Origin of the sequence: Streptomyces sp. NPDC047000 (genome assembly GCF_040644295.1) — a bacterium.
Taxonomy (GTDB): Bacteria; Actinomycetota; Actinomycetes; order Streptomycetales; family Streptomycetaceae; genus Streptomyces.
This window is the reverse complement of the sequence record NZ_JBEYWE010000005.1, coordinates 49,108-72,307: the sequence shown is the minus strand read 5'-3', so window position 1 is coordinate 72,307 and position 23,200 is coordinate 49,108. Positions and strand designations below refer to the sequence as shown.

Annotated in this window: 18 protein-coding genes and 1 pseudogene; 15 read left to right on the top strand and 4 right to left on the bottom strand. The window is 70.9% G+C overall.

Annotated elements, in window-relative coordinates:
• Window positions 1-168: 168 nt before the first annotated feature.
• Complete coding sequence (clpX, locus tag ABZ862_RS10870; RefSeq protein WP_360955631.1) at window positions 169-1,455, top strand: ATP-dependent Clp protease ATP-binding subunit ClpX; 1,287 nt, start codon at window positions 169-171, stop codon at window positions 1,453-1,455.
• Window positions 1,456-1,531: 76 nt separating this feature from the next.
• Here clpX and ABZ862_RS10865 read toward each other — a convergent pair whose 3' ends face one another.
• Window positions 1,532-2,491: a hypothetical protein gene (locus tag ABZ862_RS10865; protein WP_360955629.1), complete on the bottom strand. Its 960-nt coding sequence runs from the start codon at window positions 2,489-2,491 to the stop codon at window positions 1,532-1,534.
• A 138-nt stretch (window positions 2,492-2,629) separates the two neighbouring features.
• Between ABZ862_RS10865 and ABZ862_RS10860 the strand changes: the two genes are divergently transcribed.
• The 11 genes from ABZ862_RS10860 to ABZ862_RS10810 all read left to right on the top strand — a co-directional run bounded on the left by ABZ862_RS10860 (window position 2,630) and on the right by ABZ862_RS10810 (window position 18,737).
• Window positions 2,630-5,254, top strand: a complete 2,625-nt coding sequence (locus tag ABZ862_RS10860) for a valine--tRNA ligase (protein ID WP_360955627.1) — start codon at window positions 2,630-2,632, stop codon at window positions 5,252-5,254.
• A 343-nt stretch (window positions 5,255-5,597) separates the two neighbouring features.
• Window positions 5,598-7,118: a folylpolyglutamate synthase/dihydrofolate synthase family protein gene (locus ABZ862_RS10855; protein ID WP_360955625.1), complete on the top strand. Its 1,521-nt coding sequence runs from the start codon at window positions 5,598-5,600 to the stop codon at window positions 7,116-7,118.
• 9 nt (window positions 7,119-7,127) lie between these two features.
• Window positions 7,128-7,490: a DUF4233 domain-containing protein gene (locus ABZ862_RS10850; protein WP_360955623.1), complete on the top strand. Its 363-nt coding sequence runs from the start codon at window positions 7,128-7,130 to the stop codon at window positions 7,488-7,490.
• 64 nt (window positions 7,491-7,554) lie between these two features.
• Window positions 7,555-7,968: a nucleoside-diphosphate kinase gene (ndk, locus tag ABZ862_RS10845; protein ID WP_360955621.1), complete on the top strand. Its 414-nt coding sequence runs from the start codon at window positions 7,555-7,557 to the stop codon at window positions 7,966-7,968.
• Between the two features lie 494 nt (window positions 7,969-8,462).
• Entirely contained in the window at window positions 8,463-9,482 is a 1,020-nt protein-coding gene (locus ABZ862_RS10840) for a rod shape-determining protein (RefSeq protein ID WP_360956077.1), read from the top strand.
• Between the two features lie 159 nt (window positions 9,483-9,641).
• A complete protein-coding gene (gene mreC, locus ABZ862_RS10835; protein ID WP_360955619.1) occupies window positions 9,642-10,583 on the top strand; it encodes a rod shape-determining protein MreC in 942 nt (313 codons plus the stop codon).
• A 15-nt stretch (window positions 10,584-10,598) separates the two neighbouring features.
• Window positions 10,599-11,279 (top strand): rod shape-determining protein MreD, encoded by a 681-nt coding sequence (mreD, locus tag ABZ862_RS10830; RefSeq protein WP_360955617.1) that lies wholly within the window; start codon window positions 10,599-10,601, stop codon window positions 11,277-11,279.
• Between the two features lie 156 nt (window positions 11,280-11,435).
• Complete coding sequence (mrdA, locus tag ABZ862_RS10825) at window positions 11,436-13,685, top strand: penicillin-binding protein 2 (protein WP_360955615.1); 2,250 nt, start codon at window positions 11,436-11,438, stop codon at window positions 13,683-13,685.
• The gene (gene rodA, locus ABZ862_RS10820; RefSeq protein ID WP_360955613.1) at window positions 13,682-14,878 is read left to right on the top strand and encodes a rod shape-determining protein RodA; all 1,197 of its coding nucleotides are present in this window, start codon (window positions 13,682-13,684) and stop codon (window positions 14,876-14,878) included. The genes mrdA and rodA overlap by 4 nt, the downstream gene beginning before the upstream one ends.
• 238 nt (window positions 14,879-15,116) lie before the next feature.
• Complete coding sequence (locus tag ABZ862_RS10815; protein ID WP_360955611.1) at window positions 15,117-16,667, top strand: CYTH and CHAD domain-containing protein; 1,551 nt, start codon at window positions 15,117-15,119, stop codon at window positions 16,665-16,667.
• A gap of 75 nt (window positions 16,668-16,742) precedes the next feature.
• Complete coding sequence (locus ABZ862_RS10810; protein ID WP_360955609.1) at window positions 16,743-18,737, top strand: TIGR03960 family B12-binding radical SAM protein; 1,995 nt, start codon at window positions 16,743-16,745, stop codon at window positions 18,735-18,737.
• 86 nt (window positions 18,738-18,823) lie between these two features.
• On the opposite strand, the gene ABZ862_RS10805 is transcribed toward ABZ862_RS10810, so the two are convergent.
• Window positions 18,824-19,354: a flavodoxin domain-containing protein gene (locus ABZ862_RS10805; protein WP_360955607.1), complete on the bottom strand. Its 531-nt coding sequence runs from the start codon at window positions 19,352-19,354 to the stop codon at window positions 18,824-18,826.
• A 271-nt stretch (window positions 19,355-19,625) separates the two neighbouring features.
• Here ABZ862_RS10805 and ABZ862_RS10800 point away from each other — a divergent pair, with 271 nt between their 5' ends.
• Entirely contained in the window at window positions 19,626-19,982 is a 357-nt protein-coding gene (locus tag ABZ862_RS10800; protein ID WP_360955605.1) for a carboxymuconolactone decarboxylase, read from the top strand.
• A gap of 52 nt (window positions 19,983-20,034) precedes the next feature.
• On the opposite strand, the gene arsM is transcribed toward ABZ862_RS10800, so the two are convergent.
• Together arsM and ABZ862_RS10790 are read right to left on the bottom strand one after the other, a co-directional pair.
• On the bottom strand, window positions 20,035-20,862 hold the full coding sequence (gene arsM / locus ABZ862_RS10795) for an arsenite methyltransferase (RefSeq protein WP_360955603.1): 828 nt from the start codon (window positions 20,860-20,862) through the stop codon (window positions 20,035-20,037).
• Between the two features lie 168 nt (window positions 20,863-21,030).
• The gene (locus ABZ862_RS10790) at window positions 21,031-21,414 is read right to left on the bottom strand and encodes a hypothetical protein (RefSeq protein ID WP_360955601.1); all 384 of its coding nucleotides are present in this window, start codon (window positions 21,412-21,414) and stop codon (window positions 21,031-21,033) included.
• 259 nt (window positions 21,415-21,673) lie between these two features.
• Between ABZ862_RS10790 and ABZ862_RS10785 the strand changes: the two genes are divergently transcribed.
• Window positions 21,674-22,450 carry a TIGR03936 family radical SAM-associated protein gene (locus ABZ862_RS10785; RefSeq protein WP_360955599.1) on the top strand — a complete coding sequence of 259 codons (777 nt, stop codon included), beginning with the start codon at window positions 21,674-21,676 and terminating at the stop codon, window positions 22,448-22,450.
• A gap of 261 nt (window positions 22,451-22,711) precedes the next feature.
• Window positions 22,712-23,200 (top strand): annotated as a pseudogene (locus tag ABZ862_RS10780) (ribonuclease E/G); the annotation flags it as partial.

The window sequence follows — 23,200 nt, the reverse complement described above, 5'->3', positions numbered from 1 at the left end:
AGAGGCGAGGTAGCATCTGCCGCCCCTCGGCACGGTCCACCGGGAAGTGAACCGTGCCAAGGGGGGCCCGTACGAGGGGCCAGGCAAGGTACCGTCGACATAAGGCAGCACCAGGAGTCGCTGGACTCGTAGCGTCCAGGCGGCTCCCAGGCGAAGGGGAAGCACACCGTGGCACGCATCGGTGACGGCGGCGATCTGCTCAAGTGCTCGTTCTGCGGCAAGAGCCAGAAGCAGGTCAAGAAGCTCATCGCAGGGCCCGGTGTGTACATCTGCGACGAGTGCATCGACCTCTGCAACGAGATCATCGAGGAGGAACTCGCCGAGACCAGCGAGGTGCGCTGGGAGGAACTGCCCAAGCCCCGCGAGATCTACGAGTTCCTCGAGAGCTACGTGGTGGGCCAGGAGGCGGCGAAGAAGGCCCTGTCCGTCGCCGTCTACAACCACTACAAGCGGGTCCAGGCCGGTGAGAACGGCGGCGCCCAGGGCCGCGAGGACGCCATCGAGCTGGCGAAGTCCAACATCCTCCTGCTGGGCCCCACCGGCTCCGGCAAGACGCTGCTCGCGCAGACCCTGGCCCGGATGCTGAACGTGCCGTTCGCCATCGCCGACGCCACGGCGCTCACCGAGGCCGGCTATGTGGGCGAGGACGTCGAGAACATCCTGCTGAAGCTGATCCAGGCGGCCGACTACGACGTCAAGAAGGCCGAGACCGGGATCATCTACATCGACGAGATCGACAAGGTCGCGCGCAAGAGCGAGAACCCGTCCATCACCCGCGACGTGTCGGGCGAGGGCGTGCAGCAGGCGCTGCTGAAGATCCTGGAGGGCACCACGGCGTCCGTGCCGCCGCAGGGCGGACGCAAGCACCCCCACCAGGAGTTCATCCAGATCGACACCACGAACGTCCTGTTCATCGTGGGCGGCGCGTTCGCCGGCCTGGAGAAGATCATCGAGTCGCGCGCCGGGGCGAAGGGCATCGGCTTCGGTGCCACGATCCGCTCCAAGCGGGAACTCCAGTCCAAGGACATGTTCGAGGACATCATGCCGGAGGACCTGGTCAAGTTCGGCATGATCCCCGAGTTCATCGGCCGTCTCCCGGTGATCACCTCGGTGCACAACCTGGACCGCGAGGCACTGCTGCAGATTCTCGTCGAGCCGCGCAACGCGCTGATGAAGCAGTACCAGCGGCTCTTCGAACTCGACGGTGTGGAGCTGGACTTCGAGCGTGCCGCGCTGGAGGCCATCGCCGACCAGGCCATCCTCCGCCAGACCGGCGCCCGCGGTCTGCGCGCCATCATGGAGGAGGTCCTGATGTCGGTGATGTACGAGGTCCCGTCCCGCAAGGACGTGGCCCGCGTGGTCATCACCGCCGAGGTCGTCCACTCCAACGTCAACCCCACCCTGATCCCCAGGGACGCCCGCGGCCGCGGCTCGGGCGAGCAGAAGTCGGCCTGACGGCCACCCACCTGCGCCAAGGGGCCCCGGTCACATCGACCGGGGCCCCTTGGCGTCCGTACGGCCGGACGCGCCGTCAGACCGGCTTGCGCACGTCATTGCGCAGCTTCGCCGCCAGGGTCGCCGTGGTGTCGACCGACGAGCCGCCGGTGGCGAGGTCGGCGTAGCTGAACGCCGACACGACCGCGACCGTGCTGTGGTCGCCCCAGATGCACATCGGCATCTTGATGTTCTTCGCGGCACCGGCCGAGGTGCCCGTGGAGCTGTTGTCGGTGATCTGCGCCACCTGGCACTTCATCACACCGTTGGAGAAGCCGGCCGGGGACACCTTCTCCGGGCTGCCGAGCAGCTTGCCGGTGCTGCTGTCGCCGCTCTGGTCCTTCTCGGACTCGGACTTCACCTTGGCGAACATCGCGTCGACGACGGCCTCGGGGTCGTCGATGGTGCCGTAGACACCGCTGAAGTTCAGGTTCTTGGTGCTGAGCCCGGTGCCCAGCGCGTAACCGGCGCTGACGTCCGTGGGGTTCTTCACGCCCCACCTCTCGAAGTCGGCCTTGTCGTCGGCGGTCAGCGAGTCCGCCGAGTCCGCGCTGTCCGACTTCTTGTACGTCCCGTTGATCACCGTCGCGGGCGCCGTCAGCTTGTGCGCCCCGTCGTCGGCGACGCCGCCGCTCCCGCTGCTGTTGCCGATGACGAAGTACGCGCCCACCGCGATCGCGGCGACGACCGCCACCGCGCCGATGACCAGGCCGGTCTTCTTCTTGCCACCGCCCGGCGCGGGCGGCTGCGGCACGCCGTAGGGCGGCTGGCCGTACGGCGGCGGCTGCTGGCCGTAGGGGCCGGGCTGGCCGGGCTGCTGCGGATAGCCGTAGCCCGGCTGAGGGGGCTGCGGCGGCGGGGCCTGCTGGGGGTAGCCGTAGCCGGGCTGCGGCGCCTGAGGGGGCTGGGGCGGCTGCTGGCCGTACGGACCCTGCTGGCCGTACGGTCCGGGCTGCTGCGGCGGCCCGCCGTACGGGCCAGGCTGGTTGTAGCTCATCTCTGGGGTCCCCCTCCAGGTGCTTTACGTGTTACTGACATCCTGGCCCAGTCACAGCGTGCACATGGCATCCGGGGCCGCACCGTTACGAAAGAAACGCGTTTCGGGACGTGCCCGTGACACCTCTAAACTGGGCCCGTGACCGAGAACGCTCAGCAGCAGCCACCAGCGCCCGCCACCGAACTGCCGACCCAGTACGCGCCGGCCGATGTAGAGGCTCCGCTGTACGAGCGCTGGGTGGAACGCGGTTACTTCGAGGCGGACGCGAAGAGCGACAAGCCCCCCTTCACCGTCGTCATCCCCCCGCCGAACGTCACGGGCAGCCTGCACCTCGGGCACGCCTTCGAGCACACGCTCATCGACGCCCTCACCCGCCGCAAGCGCATGCAGGGCTTCGAGACGCTGTGGCAGCCCGGCATGGACCACGCCGGCATCGCCACCCAGAACGTCGTCGAACGCGAACTCGCCAAGGAGGGCAAGTCCCGCCACGACCTCGGCCGGGAGGCGTTCGTCGAGCGCGTCTGGCAGTGGAAGGCCGAGTCCGGCGGCCAGATCGGCGGCCAGATGCGCCGCCTCGGCGACGGCGTCGCCTGGTCGCGGGAGCGCTTCACCATGGACGAGGGCCTCTCCCAGGCCGTCCAGACCATCTTCAAGCGCCTCTACGACGACGAGCTGATCTACCGCGCCGAGCGCATCATCAACTGGTGCCCGCGCTGTCTGACCGCGATCTCCGACATCGAGGTCGAGTACCAGGACGACGACGGCGAACTCGTCTCCATGACCTACGGCGAGGGCGACGAGACGATCGTCGTCGCCACCACCCGCGCCGAGACGATGCTCGGCGACACCGCCGTCGCCGTCCACCCCGACGACGAGCGCTACCAACACCTGGTCGGCAAGCTCATCAGGCTCCCGCTGACCGACCGTTCCATCCCGGTCGTCGCGGACACGCACGTCGACCCCGAGTTCGGCACCGGCGCCGTCAAGGTCACCCCGGCGCACGACCCGAACGACTTCGAGATCGGCCGGCGCCACGACCTGCCGTCCATCACGGTCCTGGACGAGCACGCCGTCATCACCGCGCACGGCCCCTTCCAGGGACTGGACCGCTTCGAGGCCCGCTCCGCCATCGTCGCCGCGCTGCGCGCCGAGGGGCGGATCGTCGCCGAGAAGCGGCCCTACGTCCACTCCGTCGGCCACTGCTCGCGCTGCAAGACCACCGTCGAGCCGCGGCTGTCCATGCAGTGGTGGGTCAAGGTCGGTCCGCTCGCCAAGGCCGCCGGTGACGCGGTCCGCGACGGCAAGGTCGCCATCCACCCGCAGGAGATGGAGAAGCGGTACTTCGACTGGGTCGACAACCTCCACGACTGGTGCATCTCGCGGCAGCTGTGGTGGGGCCACCGCATCCCCGTCTGGTACGGCCCCGACGGCGAGGTCGTCTGCGTCGGCCCCGACGACGAGGCCCCCACCGGCGAGGGCTGGCGGCAGGACACCGACGTCCTCGACACCTGGTTCTCCTCCGGCCTGTGGCCCTTCTCCACCCTCGGCTGGCCCGAGCAGACCGAGTCGCTCGCGAAGTTCTACCCGAACTCCGTCCTGGTCACCGGCTACGACATCCTGTTCTTCTGGGTCGCCCGGATGATGATGTTCGGCCTCTACGCCATGGACGGCACCCCGCCGTTCCACACCATCGCCCTGCACGGCATGGTCCGCGACCAGTTCGGCAAGAAGATGTCCAAGTCCTTCGGCAACGCGGTCAACCCGCTCGACTGGATGGACAAGTACGGCTCCGACGCACTCCGGTTCACCCTCGCGCGCGGCGCCAACCCGGGCGTCGACGTCCCGATCGGCGAGGACTGGGTCCAGGGGTCCCGCAACTTCGCCAACAAGATCTGGAACGCGACGCGCTTCGCGCTGATGAACGGCGCGACGATCGAGGGGCCGCTTCCCGAGCCCTCCCGGATGTCGGCGACCGACCGCTGGATCCTCTCCCGGCTCAACTCCGTCGTCGCCGAAGTCGACGCGTTCTACGACGACTTCCAGTTCGCCAAGCTGTCCGACGCCCTGTTCCACTTCGCGTGGGACGAGGTCTTCGACTGGTACGTCGAGCTGTCCAAGACCACGTTCCAGGCGGGCGGCGAGCCGGCCGAGGTCAGCAAGCGGGTCCTCGGCGAGGTCCTCGACGTCACGCTGCGGCTGCTCCACCCGATCGTCCCGTTCGTCACCGAGACGCTGTGGACCACCCTCACGGGCGGCGAGTCGGTCGTCATCGCCGAGTGGCCCTCCGACAGCGGCTTCCGTGACGCCGGCGCCGAGCGGGAGATCGGGACCCTCCAGTCCGTCATCACAGAGGTCCGCCGCTTCCGCGCCGACCAGGGCCTCCAGCCGGGGCAGCGGGTTCCGGCCCGCCTCAGCCTGGACGGTACGGCCCTCGCCCCGCACGAGGCCGCCATCCGGCAGCTGCTGCGCCTCCAGCCGGAGGGCGACGGCTTCTCCGCCACGGCCACCCTGCCGGTCGCGGGTGCCGAGGTCGCCCTCGACCTCTCCGGGACGATCGACGTCGCGGCGGAGCGGAAGCGGCTCGCCAAGGACCTGGCGGCGGCGCAGAAGGAACGCCAGCAGGCGGAGGCGAAGCTCTCCAACGAGGCGTTCCTCGCCAAGGCGCCGGACCCGGTCGTGGAGAAGATCCGCACGCGCCTGGCCAAGGCGGGGGAGGACATCACCCGCATCGAGACACAGCTGACGCGGCTGCCTCAGGCGTAGCGGCGGGGTGTCCAGGGGGTACCTCTTGGGTGGGGTACCCCCTGCCCGGCCTGCCGGAAGCACGAGCACCGCGGGTGTCGGTGCGGGCCGGGGGTGGGTCGCGCTGCTCGGCGCCGGCGAGGTGCCGCCCGTGCCCACCCGTGCCGCCCTGGGGGTCCCCCCTGCTCGAAGAGCTTGGGGGAGGCACGACTGCCCGCGGCCAGGGGGGACAGCCTTCCAGCCGACGTCGGCTGCACTCCCCAGGGGCGCGGGGAACTGCGCGACCAGCCCCCACCGGCCGGTCAGCCGAACAACGACCCAATCCCCCGCAAGCCGCACGCCGTGCGCTCCGTAGACTGGCCGCGTGAGTGACAGCGACCCCTTCGAAGAGATCGTCGCCAACGAGACCGAGCTTCCCCAAGCTCTCGACGGCGCTCGACCAGGGGAGACCCCGACCCCCGACCTCGCCGCCATCGAGGCAGGCAGCCGAACCCTCCGCACCCAGGGCCCCGCGCCCGAGCCGGAGGCGCTCCGTCCCGCCGACCCGGAGGTCGCGGCGGCGCTGCGCGAGGTCGAGGCCGAGCTGGCCACCCGCTGGGGCGAGACCAAGCTGGAGCCCTCGGTCACCCGTATCGCCGCCCTGATGGACGTCCTCGGCGACCCCCAGCGCTCGTACCCGTCGATCCACATCACCGGCACCAACGGCAAGACCTCCACCGCCCGCATGATCGAGGCCCTGCTCGGCGCCTTCGAGCTGCGCACCGGCCGCTACACCTCGCCGCACGTGCAGTCGATCACCGAGCGCATCAGCCTGGACGGCACCCCGGTCACGGCGGAGCGCTTCGTCGAGACGTACCGGGACATCGAGCCGTACGTCGGGATGGTGGACGCGCAGCAGGAGTACCGGCTGTCGTTCTTCGAGGTCCTCACCGCGATGGCGTACGCCGCCTTCGCGGACGCCCCGGTCGACGTCGCCGTCGTGGAGGTCGGCATGGGCGGCAGCTGGGACGCGACGAACGTCATCGACGCCGGGGTGGCCGTGGTGACCCCCATCGCCCTGGACCACACCGACCGCCTCGGCGGGACGCCCGCGGAGATCGCCCGGGAGAAGGGCGGGGTCATCAAGCAGGACGCGACCGTCATCCTGGCCCAGCAGCCGGTGGACGCGGCGCAGGTGCTGCTGAAGAGGGCCGTGGAGGTGGACGCGACGGTGGCCCGGGAGGGTTTGGAGTTCGGTGTCGTCGCCCGCCAGGTCGCCGTGGGGGGCCAGCTGATGACCCTGCGCGGACTCGGCGGCGAGTACCCGGAGATGTACCTCCCGCTGCACGGCGCGCACCAGGCGCACAACGCGGCCGTCGCGCTCGCCGCCGTGGAGGCGTTCTTCGGCGTGGGCGCGCAGCGCGCGGAGCGGCTGGACCTCGACACGGTCCGCAAGGCGTTCGCCGCGGTGTCCTCGCCGGGCCGTCTGGAGGTCGTACGGCGTTCCCCGACCGTCGTCCTGGACGCCGCCCACAACCCGGCGGGCGCGCAGGTGACGGCCGAGGCGGTGGGGGAGGCCTTCGACTTCAGCCGGCTGATCGGCGTCGTCGGCGCCAGCGCGGAGAAGGACGTGCGGGGGCTGCTGGAGGCGTTCGAGCCGGTCTTCGCGGAGGTCGTGGTCACCCAGAACTCCAGTCATCGCGCGATGGACGCCGACGAGCTGGCCGCGGTCGCCGTCGAGGTGTTCGGCGAGGAGCGGGTCCAGGTCGAGCCGCGGCTGCCGGACGCCCTGGAGGCGGCGATCACGCTCGCCGAGGAGGAGGGCGAGTACGCGGGCGCGGGCGTGCTGGTCACCGGGTCGGTCATCACGGTGGGCGAGGCCCGCCTGCTGCTCGGGAAAGGCTGAGGCACCACCATGCGTACGCTGTGCTCCTCGACGCTGATCGGTGAGTTCTTCGTCATCGCCTTCGCCGCGCTGGTCGCGATGAAGGACCCGGACCTGTCCGCCGCGACGGTGTGGACGGTCAGCGGGGTCGCGATGTTCCTGACGCTGGCGCTGTGCGGGGTGATCACCCGCCCCGGCGGGGTCGCCCTCGGCTGGGCCCTCCAGCTGGCGCTGGTCGTCTCCGGGGTGTTCGTGCCGACGATGTTCTTCCTGGGCGTGGTGTTCGCCGCGCTGTGGTGGGCGTCGGTGCACTACGGCAGGAGGATCGACGAGGCGAAGGCCCGCTTCGCGGCGCAGGCCGAGTCCGCCTCCGGTGCACCTGACGCTGCGTGACGGGCACGGGGCGACGCCCTGTAATCTCGTCCCACCGCACCCGACGGCCAGAAGGAGTCCTCCCGTGACCCAGCGCACCCTCGTCCTGCTCAAGCCCGACGCGGTCCGCCGTGGCCTGACCGGCGAGATCATCAGCCGCATCGAGCGCAAGGCGGGCTGGCGGATCACCGCGCTGGAGCTGCGCACGCTGGACACGGACACGCTGGAGCAGCACTACGGCGAGCACAAGGGCAAGCCGTTCTACGAGCCGCTGGTCGAGTTCATGGCCTCCGGCCCGCTGGTCGCGCTGATCGTCGAGGGCGAGCGGGTCGTCGAGGGGCTGCGTGCCCTGGCCGGCCCGACCGACCCGATCGTCGCCCCGCCCGGCACGGTCCGCGGTGACTACGGCGTGGTCGTCCGCGAGAACCTGATCCACGCGTCCGACTCCGACGAGTCCGCGGCGCGTGAGATCAAGATCTTCTTCCCGGCCCACGCCTGACCGCTCCCGGCCGCACCCGGCTCCGGGCACCCGGAAGCCCGTCCCACCGCCCCTGCGGCGGCACCCCGTGCCGCCCGGTGGCGGCGCACCGTACGGTCCCCCTCCCGGAGGGAGCCGTTCGGCCCGCCGGATGTGCCCCGTCAGGCCCCGGCGGCGCGGACCCCGACGCGATCATGATGCCGCCGTAGCGTGAATTTCCGGAATATTTTGCTGACGGAACGTCACATCGCAAAGGTCCCCGCATCCCCCGTTTGCCGTACGCTTTCCGCCACCTGCTGGCATATGCGTACCGATCGGGGGAACGGGTGCCCCCGATGGACCGTCTCCACAAGCGAGGCGGCGCGCCATCTGCCGACAATGGCGAAGACCCTCGCGCAGTGTCCGGGAAGGCGCGTCTACGATGGAAGCCTTCACCTCTCAGCACCCACCTTCGCCAACCTGAAAAGCCCTCAAAAGCTCCTGGGAAGGCCAGACGAATCCTGATGGGGAACTCAATGTCGTTCATCGGCCGTGACATGGCTGTCGACCTCGGGACCGCCAACACGCTGGTGTACGTCAGGGGTCGCGGGATCGTACTCAACGAGCCGTCCGTGGTCGCGATCAACACCAACACCGGTGGCATCCTCGCGGTCGGCGCCGAAGCGAAGAAGATGATCGGGCGCACGCCCGGCAACATCGTTGCCGTGCGGCCGCTGAAGGACGGCGTGATCGCCGACTTCGAGATCACCGAGCGGATGCTCCGCTACTTCATCCTGAAGATCCACAAGCGGCGGTATCTCGCCCGGCCCCGGGTCGTCGTCTGTGTGCCCTCGGGCATCACCGGCGTCGAGCGCCGCGCCGTCATCGAGGCGTCGACCCAGGCCGGCGCCCGGCAGGTCCACATCATCGAGGAGCCCATGGCGGCCGCCATCGGCTCCGGGCTGCCGGTCCACGAGGCCACCGGCAACATGGTGGTGGACATCGGCGGCGGCACCACGGAGGTCGCGGTCATCTCGCTCGGCGGCATCGTCACCGCCCAGTCCATCCGCGTCGCGGGCGACGAACTGGACAACGCGATCATCCAGCACATCAAGAAGGAGTACAGCCTCCTCCTCGGTGAGCGGACGGCGGAACAGATCAAGATCACGATCGGTTCGGCGTACGAACTCGAAGACGACGAGCACACCGAGATCCGTGGCAGGGACCTCGTTTCCGGGCTGCCCAAGACGGTCGTCATCTCGGCCGCCGAGGTACGCAAAGCCATCGAGGAACCCGTCAACGCCATCGTCGACGCGGTGAAGACGACCCTCGACAAATGCCCGCCGGAACTGTCCGGCGACATCATGGACCGCGGAATCGTTCTGACCGGCGGCGGCGCCCTGCTGCGCGGCCTGGACGAACGGCTGCGCCGGGAGACCGGTATGCCGATCCATATCGCGGAGGACCCGCTGGACAGCGTGGCCCTCGGCTCCGGCAAGTGCGTCGAGGAGTTCGAGGCGCTCCAGCAGGTGCTGGACGCCGCGCCCCGCAGATGACACAACTCTTCGATTCCGCCCGGTGATTCCCCCGCTCCAAGAGTGCGGGGGAATCACCTCTCCTGTGGCGGATCGCCGACACAGAGGCACGAAGCCCACTTCCGTGAGCCCACCCGTACCCGGGCTCACTCCGATTCGAGGAAGGCACGGCCGCCGCACGTGAGGGACACACGAGAGAGCCGGCTGCTCCTGGTACTGCTGATCGCCATCGCGTTCGCACTGATCACGGTGGACATCCGCGGCGGACAGAACTCTCCGGTCGACGGTGCCCGGCAGGCAGCCGCCACCGTCTTCGGCCCCATCGAGAACGGCATGTCGGCCGTCGTGGACCCGGTCGGCAACGCCGTGACCGCCGTCCGCGACTCCGGCGACCGCCACGACCGGCTCGCCAAGCTGGAGAAGGAGAACGCCGCGCTCAAGGCCAGGCTCGGCAGCGACGACCGCAACCGCAGCCGTCTCGGACAGCTCGACAAGATGATGAAGATCGCCGGTGAGGGCCAGTACGGCATCAAGGGCGCCGAGGTCATCGCCATAGGGTCCGCCCAGGGCTTCTCCTGGACGATCACCATCGACGTCGGCGCCCACGACGGCATCAAGCGCGACATGACCGTCCTCAACGGCGACGGACTCGTCGGCCGCGTCACCACCGTCGGCCCCGACTCCGCGACCGTACTGCTCGCCAACGACCCCGACTTCACCGTCGGCACCCGGATGGAGGGCAGCGACGAACTCGGCTTCGCCTCCGGGCAGGGCGACCGCCCGCTGCGCGTCGAACTCCTCAACGGCAAGGCCGAGGTGAAGAAGGGCGACCGGCTCGTCACCTTCGGCTCCCAGGCCGACAAGCCCTTCGTGCCCGGCGTACCGGTCGGCATCGTCTCCCGCGTCGACCCCTCCGGCGGCGGCCTCACCCGCACCCTCTACGTCACGCCGTTCGTCGGCTTCACCAAGCTCGACATCGTCGGCGTCGTCGTCCAGGCGCCGAAGAAGGACCCGCGCGACACCGTGCTCCCGGCGAAATCCCGGCCCACCCCGACCCCGACGGTGACCGTCACGGTCACCCCGTCCGCGAACGCGACCGACACCGCCGGCCAGCAGCAGTAGGAGCTGAACCACCCCATGCGCGTCAACCGGATCCTGCTCGCCGGCGCCCTGGTCGTCGTCGCCCTGGTGGTCCAGGTGAGCGTCCTCGCCCGCCTCCACCTGCCCGGCGCCGTCCCCGACCTGCTGCTGCTCACCGTCCTCGGCCTCGCCATGGTCTACGGCCATGTCGGCGGCGCCCTCGTCGGCTTCGGCGCCGGACTCCTCGCCGACCTCGCCCCGCCCGCCGACCACGCCGCGGGACGCTACGCCCTGGTGCTGTGCGTCGTCGGCTACCTGGCCGGGCTCGTCAAGCCGGAGAACGGCCAACTGAAGTCCGCCACCGGCCCGATGGCCGTCGTGGTGGCCGCCGCCGCCGGCTCCACCCTGCTGTACGCCGGGGTCGGCGCCCTCGTCGGCGACACCGCCGCCCGCCATGTGGGCCTGGCCGGACTGCTGTTCAGCGCCGCCCTGTACGACCTGCTGCTCGCCCCGTTCGTCGTCCCCGGGATCATGGCGCTGGCCCGCCGCGCCGAGAACGACCCCCTCGCCGAGACGTCCCCCGGCGGCAAGAAGCCCGCCGACATCTCCTCCGGCTGGCTCGCCGGCGGCACCGGACTGCGGATCGGCGGCCAGCGCGGGGGCCTCGGCGGCCTGAAGACGAGAGCCCGCACCCGCACCGCCCGCGCCGGGCGCATCAAGGGGGTCAAGCGGCTGTGACCGCACGTCACCCGGCCGCGGCGGCAGGGCTCACAGCTCCGTCGTATAAGACACGTACCACCATGACTCGTACATCCCCGGAGAGGGGGAGGCAGGCGCCGTGACGCACTCCCGCCCGTCACCCACCCACCACCCTCGAGCGAATGGGCCGCGCCCATGACCAACATCCCCGAGACGGGCCGCACCCCCCGCGTCCAGATCCGCCTCGTCGTCATCCAGATCCTCGTCCTCTCCCTGCTCGGCACCCTCGGCGGGCGCCTGTGGTACCTCCAGATCCGGGAGGGCGCCGCGTACCAGAAGGAAGCCTCCGGCAACCACGTCCAGCAGGTCGTCGACCCCGCCGTACGCGGCTCCATCCTGGACGCGCGCGGTGTGCCGCTCGCCGACAACGAGACCCGTCTGGTGGTCTCCGCCTCCCGCACCGACCTGCTGAAGCAGCAGGACGACGGCAAGGCGGTCCTCACCAAGCTCGCCGGTGTCCTCGGGCTGGACGCGGCGGAGGTCATCCAGAAGGTCCGGCTGTGCGACGCCAAGACCCCGCAGCCCTGCTGGAACGGCTCGCCCTACCAGCCCATCCCGATCACCGACGAGGCCACCGCCAAGCAGGCCCTGCAGATCCGGGAGCGCTCCGAGGACTTCCCCGGCATCACCGCCGAGCCCGAGGCCGTACGGCGTTACGCCGGCCCCGGCAAGTCCAACACCGCGCAGGTGCTCGGCTATCTCTCCCCGGTCACCGACGACGAGATCCAGCAGGCCAAGGACACCGACTCGCCGTACCTGCGCTCCGACCAGGTCGGCCGCAGCGGCCTGGAGCGGCAGTACGACAAGGTGCTGCGCGGCAAGGCGGGCGTCACCCGCTACGAGGTGGACAACCTGGGCCGGGTCATCGGCAAGGCCGAGTCCGACGCCGCCGAACCCGGCTCGAACCTGGTCACCAGCATCGACGCGCGGGTGCAGCGGGTCGCCGAGTACGAGCTGGACCAGGCCATGAAGACGGCCCGTCAGCAGTACGACAAGATCACCGGCACCAACTACAAGGCGGACTCCGGCGCCGTCGTCGTCATGGAGGCCAAGACCGGCCGCGTCGTCGCCATGGCGTCCGCGCCGACGTACGACCCGAACGTCTGGGTCGGCGGCATCTCCGCCAAGGACTACAAGAGCCTTACCGCCAAGAACTCCGACTACCCGCTGCTCAACCGCGCCATACAGGGTGAGGCGGCGCCCGGCTCGACCTTCAAGGTGGTCTCCACGGCCGCCGCGGTCCAGGCCGGCTACGAGTGGGACGGCGGCTACCCCTGCACCAGCTCCTACTCGGTGGGCGGCCAGGTCTTCAAGAACTTCGAGGGCGAGAACTTCGGCCCCATCTCCCTCGGCCGCGCCCTCGAGGTGTCCTGCGACACCGTCTTCTACGGTCTCGCCGACCAGCAGTGGAAGAAGGACGGCGGCATCAACCCCAAGAAGGGCGAGCCGAAGGACTGGTTCTTCAAGACGGCCCACCAGTTCGGCCTCGGCAAGACCACCGGCGTGGACCTGCCCAACGAGATCAAGGGCCGCGTCCCGGACCGCCAGTGGAAGCTGGACTACTGGAAGGCCAACAAGGACTCCTGGTGCAAGACGGGGAAGAAGGACGGCACCTACGTCGAGAAGATCGCCTACGAGAACTGCCTCGAGGGCAACAAGATGCGGGAGGGCGACGAGATCAACTACTCGATCGGCCAGGGCGACACCCTCGTCACCCCGATCCAGGAGGCCGTGATCTACGGCGCCGTCGCCAACGGCGGCACCCTGTACCAGCCGACCATCGGCAAGGCGGTCATCAGCGCCGACGGCAAGACCGTCACCCAGATCAAGCCCAAGAAGGCCGGCAAGCTCCCCGTCACCCAGGCCACCCTCAAGGGCATGGACGAGGCGTTCGCGGGCGTCATCACCCGCGGTACCGCCGCCTGGAAGTTCGGCGGCTGGCCGCAGGACAAGATCGCCCTGCACGGCAAGACCGGTACCGCCGAGGTCTACGGCAAGCAGACCACCTCATGGCTGGCCACGTACTCCAAGGACTACACGGTCATCATGACGATCGCCCAGGCCGGTACCGGTTCCGGCGCCTCCGGTGAGGCCGTCCGCAACATCTACAGCGCCCTCTACGGCGTCCAGGCCGACGGCTCCGTCGACAACAAGAAGGCCCTGCTGCCCACCCCGCAGAAGGGCCTGCCCAAGGTCCGCACCGACGGCACCATCGCCGCGCCGAAGATCTCCCAGGACCCCGCCAAGGACGAGCGCGCCGCCCAGCAGGCCGGCACCACCGGTGACGGCACCACGCCCGCCGCGACCACCCCGTCGCCCACCTCGACCAGCCGCACCACCCGCAGGCGCCCGCGCCGCCGGGGAAGCCGGAGGATGCTCACGTGACCGGCAACAGCTTCTCCGTCTCCGGGTACGGCCCCGAGCGGGCCGGCTGGACCCGGGTCCTCGCCCGGGACTCCGTGGCCCGGCGCCTGGACTGGCCGATACTGCTCGCCTGCCTCGCGCTCTCCCTGATCGGCTCGCTGCTGGTCTGGTCCGCGACCCGCAACCGCACCGAGATCAACCAGGGCGACCAGTACTACTTCCTGCTCCGGCACCTCATGAACACCGGCATCGGGCTCGCCCTGATGACCGGCACGGTCTGGCTCGGCCACCGGGCCCTGCGCAACGCCGTGCCGGTCCTCTACGGCCTGTCCGTGTTCGGCATCCTCCTGGTGCTGACCCCGCTCGGCTCCACCGTCAACGGCGCGCACTCCTGGATCGTGCTCGGCGGCGGCTTCTCGCTCCAGCCCTCCGAGTTCGTGAAGATCACGATCATCCTCGGCATGGCGATGCTGCTGGCGGCCCGGGTCGACGCGGGCGACAAGCCCTACCCCGACCACCGCACGGTCCTCCAGGCCCTGGGCCTGGCCGCCGTCCCGATGCTCATCGTGATGCTGATGCCGGACCTCGGCTCGGTCATGGTCATGGTGATCATCGTGCTGGCCGTGCTGCTCGCCTCCGGCTCCTCCAACCGGTGGGTGTTCGGCCTGCTCGGCGCGGGCGTGCTCGGCGCGGTCGCCGTCTGGCAGCTGCACATCCTCGACGAGTACCAGATCAACCGCTTCGCCGCCTTCGCCAACCCCGACCTCGACCCGGCCGGCGTCGGCTACAACACCAACCAGGCCCGCATCGCCATCGGCTCCGGCGGCCTCACCGGCGCGGGCCTGTTCCACGGCTCGCAGACCACCGGCCAGTTCGTCCCCGAGCAGCAGACCGACTTCGTCTTCACGGTGGCGGGCGAGGAACTCGGCTTCCTCGGCGCCGGACTGATCATCGTCCTGCTCGGGGTGGTGCTGTGGCGGGCCTGCCGGATCGCCCGCGAGACCACCGAGCTGTACGGCACGATCGTCGCCGCCGGGATCGTGGCCTGGTTCGCCTTCCAGGCCTTCGAGAACATCGGCATGACGCTGGGCATCATGCCGGTCACCGGCCTGCCCCTGCCGTTCGTGTCCTACGGCGGCACCTCGATGTTCGCGGTGTGGGTGGCCGTCGGACTGCTCCAGTCGATCAAGGTGCAGCGCCCCTTGTCGGCGTAGCGCCTCCCGCCACGGTGCGGCGCCTCCCGCCACGGTGCGGCGCCCCCGCCACGGTGCGGCGCCCCCGCCACGGTGCGGCGCCCCCGCCACGGTGCGGCGCCCCCGCCACGGAGCGGCGCACGGGGCCTGGAGTCGTCCGGGGGTGAATTCCGGACAACTCCAGGCCCCCGGTATTTTTCCCTCCGTTCACCCTTCGCCGGACATGCCACCGCCCCATCGCGGGCACTAGATTCGACTTATGGCGGACATAAAGCGCGAGATCGAGCGTAAATACGAGTCCGACGACAGCGGGCTGCCCGACCTCACCGGTGTCGCGGGGGTGGCGGACGTCATCGACAAGGGCCTGGTCGAACTGGACGCCACCTACTACGACACCCAGGACGAACGCCTCGCCTCGGCGCACATCACGCTGCGCCGCCGCACCGGCGGCTCCGACGAGGGCTGGCACCTGAAGTTCCCGGTCTCCGAAGGCGTACGGGACGAGATCCACGCCCCGCTCTCCGACGCCGTGCCGCGCGTCCTCACCGGACTGATCCGCTCCCGGGTCCGCAACGCCGGGCTGCGGCCCGAGGTCAGACTGCGCACCGCCCGCGACATCCGCCATCTGGTGGACGCCGACGGCACCCTCCTCGCCGAGGTCAGCGTGGACGCCGTACGCGCCGAGCGGCTGACCGGGGACGGGGGCGAGGTCCAGTGGACCGAACTGGAGGTCGAGCTGGCCGACGACGGGGACCCGGCCTTCCTCGACAAGGTGGAGAAACGCCTGCGCAAGGCGGGCGTACGCCCGGCGAAGGCGCCGTCGAAGCTCGCCAGGGCGCTCGCGGAGACCACTCCCGGAGGCAAGAAGGCCCGCAAGGCGAAGGCCTCGGCCGCGGCCGAGGCCGAGGCCGCCGCCGCTGCCGCCGAGCCGTCCGAACCGGTGACCGCGGGCGACCACGTCCTGGCCTACCTGCGCACCCAGCGGGACGCGATCGTCGGCCTCGACCCGGCGGTGCGCCGCGACGAGTACGACTCCGTGCACCGTATGCGGGTCGCCGCCCGCCGGATGCGCAGCGTCCTGCACTCCTATGGCAAGGTCCTCGACCGCACCGTCACCGACCCCGTCAGCGAGGAACTCAGGTGGCTCGGGGGCGAACTCGGCGTCGACCGCGACCAGGAGGTGCTGGCCGAGCGGATCGCCGCCGCGGTCGGCCGGCTGCCCCGCACCCTCGTCACGGGGCCGATCCGCAACCGGCTGCGCATCTGGGGCAACGCCCGCCGCTCCGGCTCCCGCCGTCGGCTGATCGCCGTCCTGGACGGACGCCGCTATCTGACCCTCCTCGACGTCCTGGACGCGCTGATCGCGGAGCCGCCCTGGCTGGACAAGGCGTCCGGCGACCCGGCGAAGGTGATCGGCAAGGCGGTCCGCAAGGACTACGGCCGCCTCGCGTCCCTGGTGGACCAGGCGATCGACCTGCCGCCCGGCCACGACCGCGACCTCGCCCTGCACGAGGCCCGCAAGAAGGCCAAGCGCACCCGCTACGCCGCCGAATCGGCCGTACCGGCACTCGGTGATCCGGCCGCCACGCTGGTCAAGTCGGCCAAGTCCCTGCAGAACCTGCTCGGCGAGCACCAGGACAGCGTCATGGCCCGCGGGGCCATCCGCGACATCGCCGCCCAGGCGCACGCGGCGGGCGAGAGCGCCTTCACCTACGGCCTCCTCTACGGCCGCGAGGAGAGCAGCGCGGCCGGCTACGAGGCGGAGCTGCCGGGGCTGTGGGCGTCGGTGCGGGAGAAGACGGATCTCTGAGCGATGCGGGGCGGATGGCCGGATCGCGTTAGGCTGAGTGGTCACCCCGCCACCCGAGTCACGAAGGTTCGCGAGATGCCTGCCGAAGTCTCTGCGGCCGCAGAATCCACGCCGTCCGCCCGGTCCACCCGGTCCGGGGAGTCCGTGTTCCCGCGGCTGGAAGCCCTGCTCCCGCATGTGCAGAAGCCCATCCAGTACGTCGGCGGCGAGCTGAACTCCACCGTCAAGAGCTGGGACGGCTGCGACGTCCGCTGGGCGCTGATGTACCCCGACGCCTACGAGGTCGGGCTGCCCAACCAGGGCGTCATGATCCTCTACGAGGTGCTCAACGAGCAGGAGGGCGTCCTCGCCGAACGCACCTACAGCGTGTGGCCGGACCTCGAGGCGCTGATGCGCGAGCACGGCCTCCCGCAGTTCACGGTGGACAGCCACCGCCCGGTGAAGGCATTCGACGTCTTCGGCCTGAGCTTCTCCACGGAGCTCGGCTACACGAACATGCTGACGGCGCTCGACCTCGCCGGCATCCCGCTGGAGGCGAAGGACCGCACCGAGGACGACCCGATCGTCCTGGCCGGCGGCCACGCGGCCTTCAACCCGGAGCCGATCGCGGACTTCATCGACGCGGCCGTCGTCGGCGACGGCGAGCAGGCCGTGCTCGACATGACGCGCATCATCCGCGCCTGGAAGGCGGAGGGCCGCCCCGGCGGCCGTACGGAGGTCCTGTACCGCCTGGCCCGCACCGGCGGTGTCTACGTCCCCGCGTTCTACGACGTCGAGTACCTCCCCGACGGCCGGATCGCCCGCGTGGTCCCCAACCGTTCGGGCGTGCCGTGGCGCGTCTCCAAGCACACCGTGATGGACCTCGACGAGTGGCCCTACCCCAAGCAGCCCCTGGTGCCGCTCGCCGAGACGGTCCATGAGCGCATGTCGGTGGAGATCTTCCGCGGCTGTACGCGCGGCTGCCGCTTCTGCCAGGCGGGCATGATCACCCGTCCGGTGCGCGAGCGCTCCATCACGGGCATCGGCGAGATGGTGGAGCGGGGCCTGAAGGCGACGGGCTTCGAGGAGGTCGGCCTGCTGTCCCTCTCCTCCGCGGACCACTCGGAGATCACGGACATCGCCAAGGGCCTGGCGGACCGCTACGAGGACGACAAGGTCGGCCTCTCGCTCCCCTCCACCCGGGTCGACGCGTTCAACGTGGACCTGGCCGACGAACTGACCCGCAACGGCCGCCGCTCCGGCCTCACCTTCGCGCCCGAGGGCGGCTCGGAGCGGATGCGCAAGGTCATCAACAAGATGGTCTCCGAGGACGACCTGATCCGCACGGTCGCCACCGCCTACGGCAACGGCTGGCGCCAGGTGAAGCTGTACTTCATGTGCGGCCTGCCCACCGAGACGGACGAGGATGTCCTGCAGATCGCCGACATGGCGACCCACGTCATCCAGAAGGGCCGCGAGGTCTCCGGCTCCAACGACATCCGCTGCACGGTCTCCATCGGCGGCTTCGTCCCCAAGCCCCACACCCCCTTCCAGTGGGCCCCGCAGCTGTCCGCCGACGAGACCGACGCCCGCCTGCTGAAGCTCCGGGACAAGATCCGCGGCGACAGGAAGTACGGCCGCTCCATCGGCTTCCGCTACCACGACGGCAAGCCCGGCATCGTCGAGGGCCTCCTCTCCCGCGGCGACCGCCGGACCGGCGCCGTCATCCGCGCCGTCTACGAGGACGGCGGCCGCTTCGACGGCTGGCGCGAGCACTTCTCCTACGACCGCTGGATGGCCTGCGCCGACAAGGCCCTCGCCCCCTACGGCGTCGACGTCGACTGGTACACCACCCGCGAACGCACCTACGAGGAGGTCCTCCCCTGGGACCACCTCGACTCGGGCCTCGACAAGGACTGGCTCTGGGAGGACTGGCAGGACTCCCTCGACGAGACCGAGGTCGAGGACTGCCGCTGGACACCGTGCTTCGACTGCGGCGTGTGCCCCGCCCTCGACACTCATATTCAAATCGGCCCGACCGGCAGGAAGCTGCTGCCTCTGACGGTCGAGAAGCCGGCTCCGGCGGGCTGAACGGGGCACGGGGGAACGCCGGACGGTTCAGGATCCGATCCGGCCATATCGGGGTGAAACGGAGGGCCGGCTGTCCTGAAGTGCCCTCAATCGCGGAGAGGGCCGGGGCTGGGGTGGGGGAGGAATGCCGCGATCTGGTCGGCCCAGGTGTCGATCTCCGGCCAGTCGCGGTGGTCGCCGTAGCGGCAGCCCATCAGGCGGAACCGCAGCCTGCCGGTGCGGTTCAGGTGCCCGGGTCTGATCACCCCGGAGAACAGGCGATGGGCGCGGACGGTGATCGGGGCCGCGAGGTCCGACTCGATGACCGGCAGTTCCTTGTCCATCAGCCGCTTCCACGGGCCGCGCAGCGCGCCCGGCATGCCCACGCTGAACAGCCACACCGGCCGGGACCCGGCGGCGAGGTCGGGGCGGCGTACGAAGTCCCGGGCCGGGGCGAGCCACTTCTGGCCGTGCACGGCACTGCCGACGACGAACGCGTCGTACCCGCTCACGTCGTGGACGGCGTCGAGCGGGAGCACCTCCGCCTCGACGCCGGCCGTCCGCATCCTCGAGCCGATCCGCCGCGCGATCTCCCGGGTGGAGCCGTGCGCGGTCGCGTATCCCACCAGAACGGTCATCAGGGCGCGCTCCCTCCGTGACGGGCGACGCCGTGGCCGGGGCGTCCGGTACGGCGAACGCCATGTCTCCAGTGAACGCCGCCGCGTCCGGACCCGACAGGGCCGTTGGCCCCGGACCCGGCGGGCCGGGGCGGGACCGGCGCCGTCCCGGCGTGCGGGAGGGGCACCGGGACCCTACGTTGGGAGGGCAAGCAGACGGCGCGCGGACGCCGGGGGGTTTGCCGTGCCGCGCGTCGGCTTCCCACAGAACAGAACCAGAAGGCGGTTGCCCATGGCCACCACGTCCGACGCCCCCGTTCTCGAGACACTCGCCGCGATGACGATGGACTCCATAGAGCGCTGCAACATGGACGACGCGACGCTGATCCTCACGCGTATCGCCGCGCTCGCGGCCATGGACGCGCCGGCGATCTCGTACCTCGCCCATGTCGATCCCGCCCTGAAGGCCAACCTGACACTGGAACACGTGCAGGACGTCCTCGTGGCGATCGCGCCCGTCGTGGGGACCGCGCGTGTCATGGCGGCCGCGGGGCACATCACCGAGGCGCTGGGCTTCGCCGTCGCGGTGGCCGAGAGCGACGCGGAGGCGATGGCCTCGGCCGACGCGAAGCGCCGCGGCAAGTCGTAGCGGCACGCCGTAGCAGGACGCCTCGGCGGCACGTCCCGGAGACTGCCGCCCGTCAGGCCGCGGACGGTTTCACGGCGCGGACGATCGCCGAGTGCATACCGTTCGCGGCCTCGTGCGTCGGGGTGATCTCGATGCCGGTGAAACCGGCCGCGGCCAGGCCCTCGCGGTACTCCGTGAACGAGAGGGCGCCCGCGACGCAGCCCGCGTGGTCGCCGAGTTCGGCGCGCCGGGCCGGGCTCAGGGTGTCCTCGGCGACGATGTCGGAGACACCCAGGCGGCCGCCGGGCCTGAGGACGCGGAAGGTCTCGGCGAAGACCGCGGACTTGTCCGTGGACAGGTTGATGACGCAGTTGGAGATCACCACGTCGATCGTGCCGGCCGGCAGCGGGATCGACTCGATGGTGCCCTTGAGGAACTCCACGTTCGCCGCGCCGGCCTTCTTCGCGTTCGCCAGGGCCAGCGCCAGCATCTCGTCGGTCATGTCCAGGCCGTACGCCTTGCCGGCGGGGCCGACCCGGCGGGCCGAGAGCAGGACGTCGATCCCGCCTCCCGAGCCGAGGTCGAGGACGCGCTCGCCCTCGCGGAGTTCGGCCACCGCGGTCGGGTTGCCGCAGCCCAGTGAGGCGGCGACGGCCTCGGCGGGCAGGGCGTCGCGGTCGTCGGCGTCGTAGAGGTGCGCGCCGAACCGGTCGTCCACCTCGACCGGTTCGGGGCCGCAGCAGGCGGTGCTGCCCGCCGTCACCCGGAGGGCCGCCGCGGCGTAGCGCTGCCGGACGGTCTCCCGCAGGTCGGTCGGCGTGCCGGTCGTCGTGCCGGTCGTCGTCTCGGCGGTGGGATCGGGGGTGGGGTGGGTGGGGCGGGTCGTGGTCTCGTCGGGCATCCGTCGCTCCCTCGGCTTTCCGTACGGCCGCCGCAGGCCGCATGGCCTCAGGACCGCACGGCGACACGGCCGTATCGACGTTTGTCGATGCAATGTGACAAGGGTGCGCCTTGGATCGACAAACGTCAACATAGGCGTCCGTCGAATCAGCGATCCGCCGGACAGGCGCTACGCGCCCAGACGGCGGGAACGGGCCGTGAACGGGGCCGGACGGGGCACCGCCTGCCGCGCGGCGAGCGTGGCGGCCTCGACCGTCAGGACGTCGTGGGCGATCTCCGCCCCGTCCCGTACGGTCGTCACCACGACGTCGTGCTGCTCGCCCGCGCAGTCCAGGCAGCCGGTGACGGTCACCTTGTGGCCCGCCACCTCCACCCGGAGCCCGGAACCGTCGGGGACGGACGCGCTCACGCTGTGCCTCGGCCCGGCGGGCCACACGGTCACCGAGGACGAGAAGTCCTCCCCGGCCGTGACCTCGATCTGTGCCGGTGTGAGGATCATGTAACCGCTGGGGGTCCGTGAACCTGCGCCGGGTCGTGCCTGGTTGGCGGTCATGGAGCCAGCGTCCCGTGCCCGCGCGGCCCGTTGCAGATGCCGCCGGACCCCACCGCGGGGCCGGTCGGGCGGCGGCCCGGGGCCACCCGGCCCAGGGTGCGCCCCGCGCCGCCCCGGGAAGCGGAAGCCCGTGTCGGTGGGGTGGCGGGAACCCCCGGGGCGCGGCACACGTACTCTTGGTAGCAGTACGACCGCACTCACGAAGGACTGAGCGACACTGGGCAAGCGACAGCCCGAAGGCCCGCCGCCCGCACCCGCGGTGCAGCGCATCCGACTGCGCTACACCAAGCGCGGCCGCCTCCGGTTCACCAGCCACCGTGACTTCCAGCGCGCCTTCGAGCGTGCGCTGCGCCGCGCCGGGGTGCCGATGGCGTACTCGGCCGGTTTCACGCCGCATCCGAAGGTGTCGTACGCCAATGCCGCACCCACCGGCACGGGCAGTGAGGCGGAGTACCTCGAGATCGCGCTCACCGAGGCGCGTGATCCCGGCGAACTGCGGCTGCTCCTCGACGAGTCACTCCCCACCGGGCTGGACATCGTCGACGCGGTGGAGGTCCGCACCTCGGGCCTCGCCGACCGGCTCACGGCTTCCGTGTGGGAGCTGCGGCTGGACGGCGTCGACCCGGCGGAGGCCGCCGACGCGGTCGCCGCGTTCGAGTCGGCCGGGGCCGTCGAGGTCCAGCGCATGACCAAGAACGGGCTGCGCAGCTTCGACACGCGGGCCGCCGTGGCGCGACTCGAAGCGTACGATGCGCGGGCCGATAGGCCTGACGACCGGCCCTGTGCGATACTGCGGCTGGTGGTTCGGCACGTGACGCCTGCCGTACGACCCGACGACGTCCTGTCCGGTCTCCGCGCCGTGGCCGACCTGGCGCCGCCGGTCCCCGCAGCGGTGACCAGGCTGGCGCAGGGGCTGTTCGATGAAGAGACCGGTGCGGTGACCGACCCGCTCGCGCCCGACCGCGAGGCAGTACCGGCCCTCACGGCCGCGGCTGCTGCCACCGCGACGCCGCCCGCGCCGGAAGGTTCCGCGTAAGGACACGCCGTAGCGCCGCCCTCTGACTCGGGAGCCATCTGGGTCGGGCAGCGCACCCACCACAAGACTTTCGCCAGGCCGTGCACGACAAGGGGTACGGAACCGGCGAGACAGGACACAGAGAGCTCCCGTGCGGCGCCCGCGCCCCGGACGGCGGCGAACGCGCAGTCGCGCGCGCCGCGGACGTCAACGGAGGCCGGTCGAAAAGACCGGCACCGGACCAGGCGCGGCGCCCGGGAGCCTGACGGGAGAACCACCCGCATGCTCGAACCGACCGAACCCACCGAGGGTTCCGAATTCAACACTCCCAGCGACACGCTGCCGCCGCGCCGCAGGCGCCGCGCCGCGTCCCGGCCGGCAGGTCCGCCGGCGGCCGCCGGGACAGCCGTGGACCCCACGGACTCCACTGACTCCACGGACCTCGCTGCCCCCGCCGATCCCGGCGTGGAGTCCGCCGTGGACCCCGAGGAGAAGCCCGACGAGGCCGTTGTGGCGGACGAGGCCGAGGCCATGGAGGAGGTGGCGCCTGCTCCGCGTGCGCGTCGCCGTGCGACGCGTCGGGCTTCCGCGCCCGCCGGGGCGCCGGGTGGTGGTGAGGCTGTGGAGACCGTGGTGCCGGTGGCCGAGGCCGCTCCGGTGGCCGACGAGGCTGTCGTGGCGGACGAGGCCGAGGCCATGGAGGAGGTGGCGCCTGCTCCGCGTGCGCGTCGCCGTGCGACGCGTCGGGCTTCCGCGCCCGCCGGGGCGCCG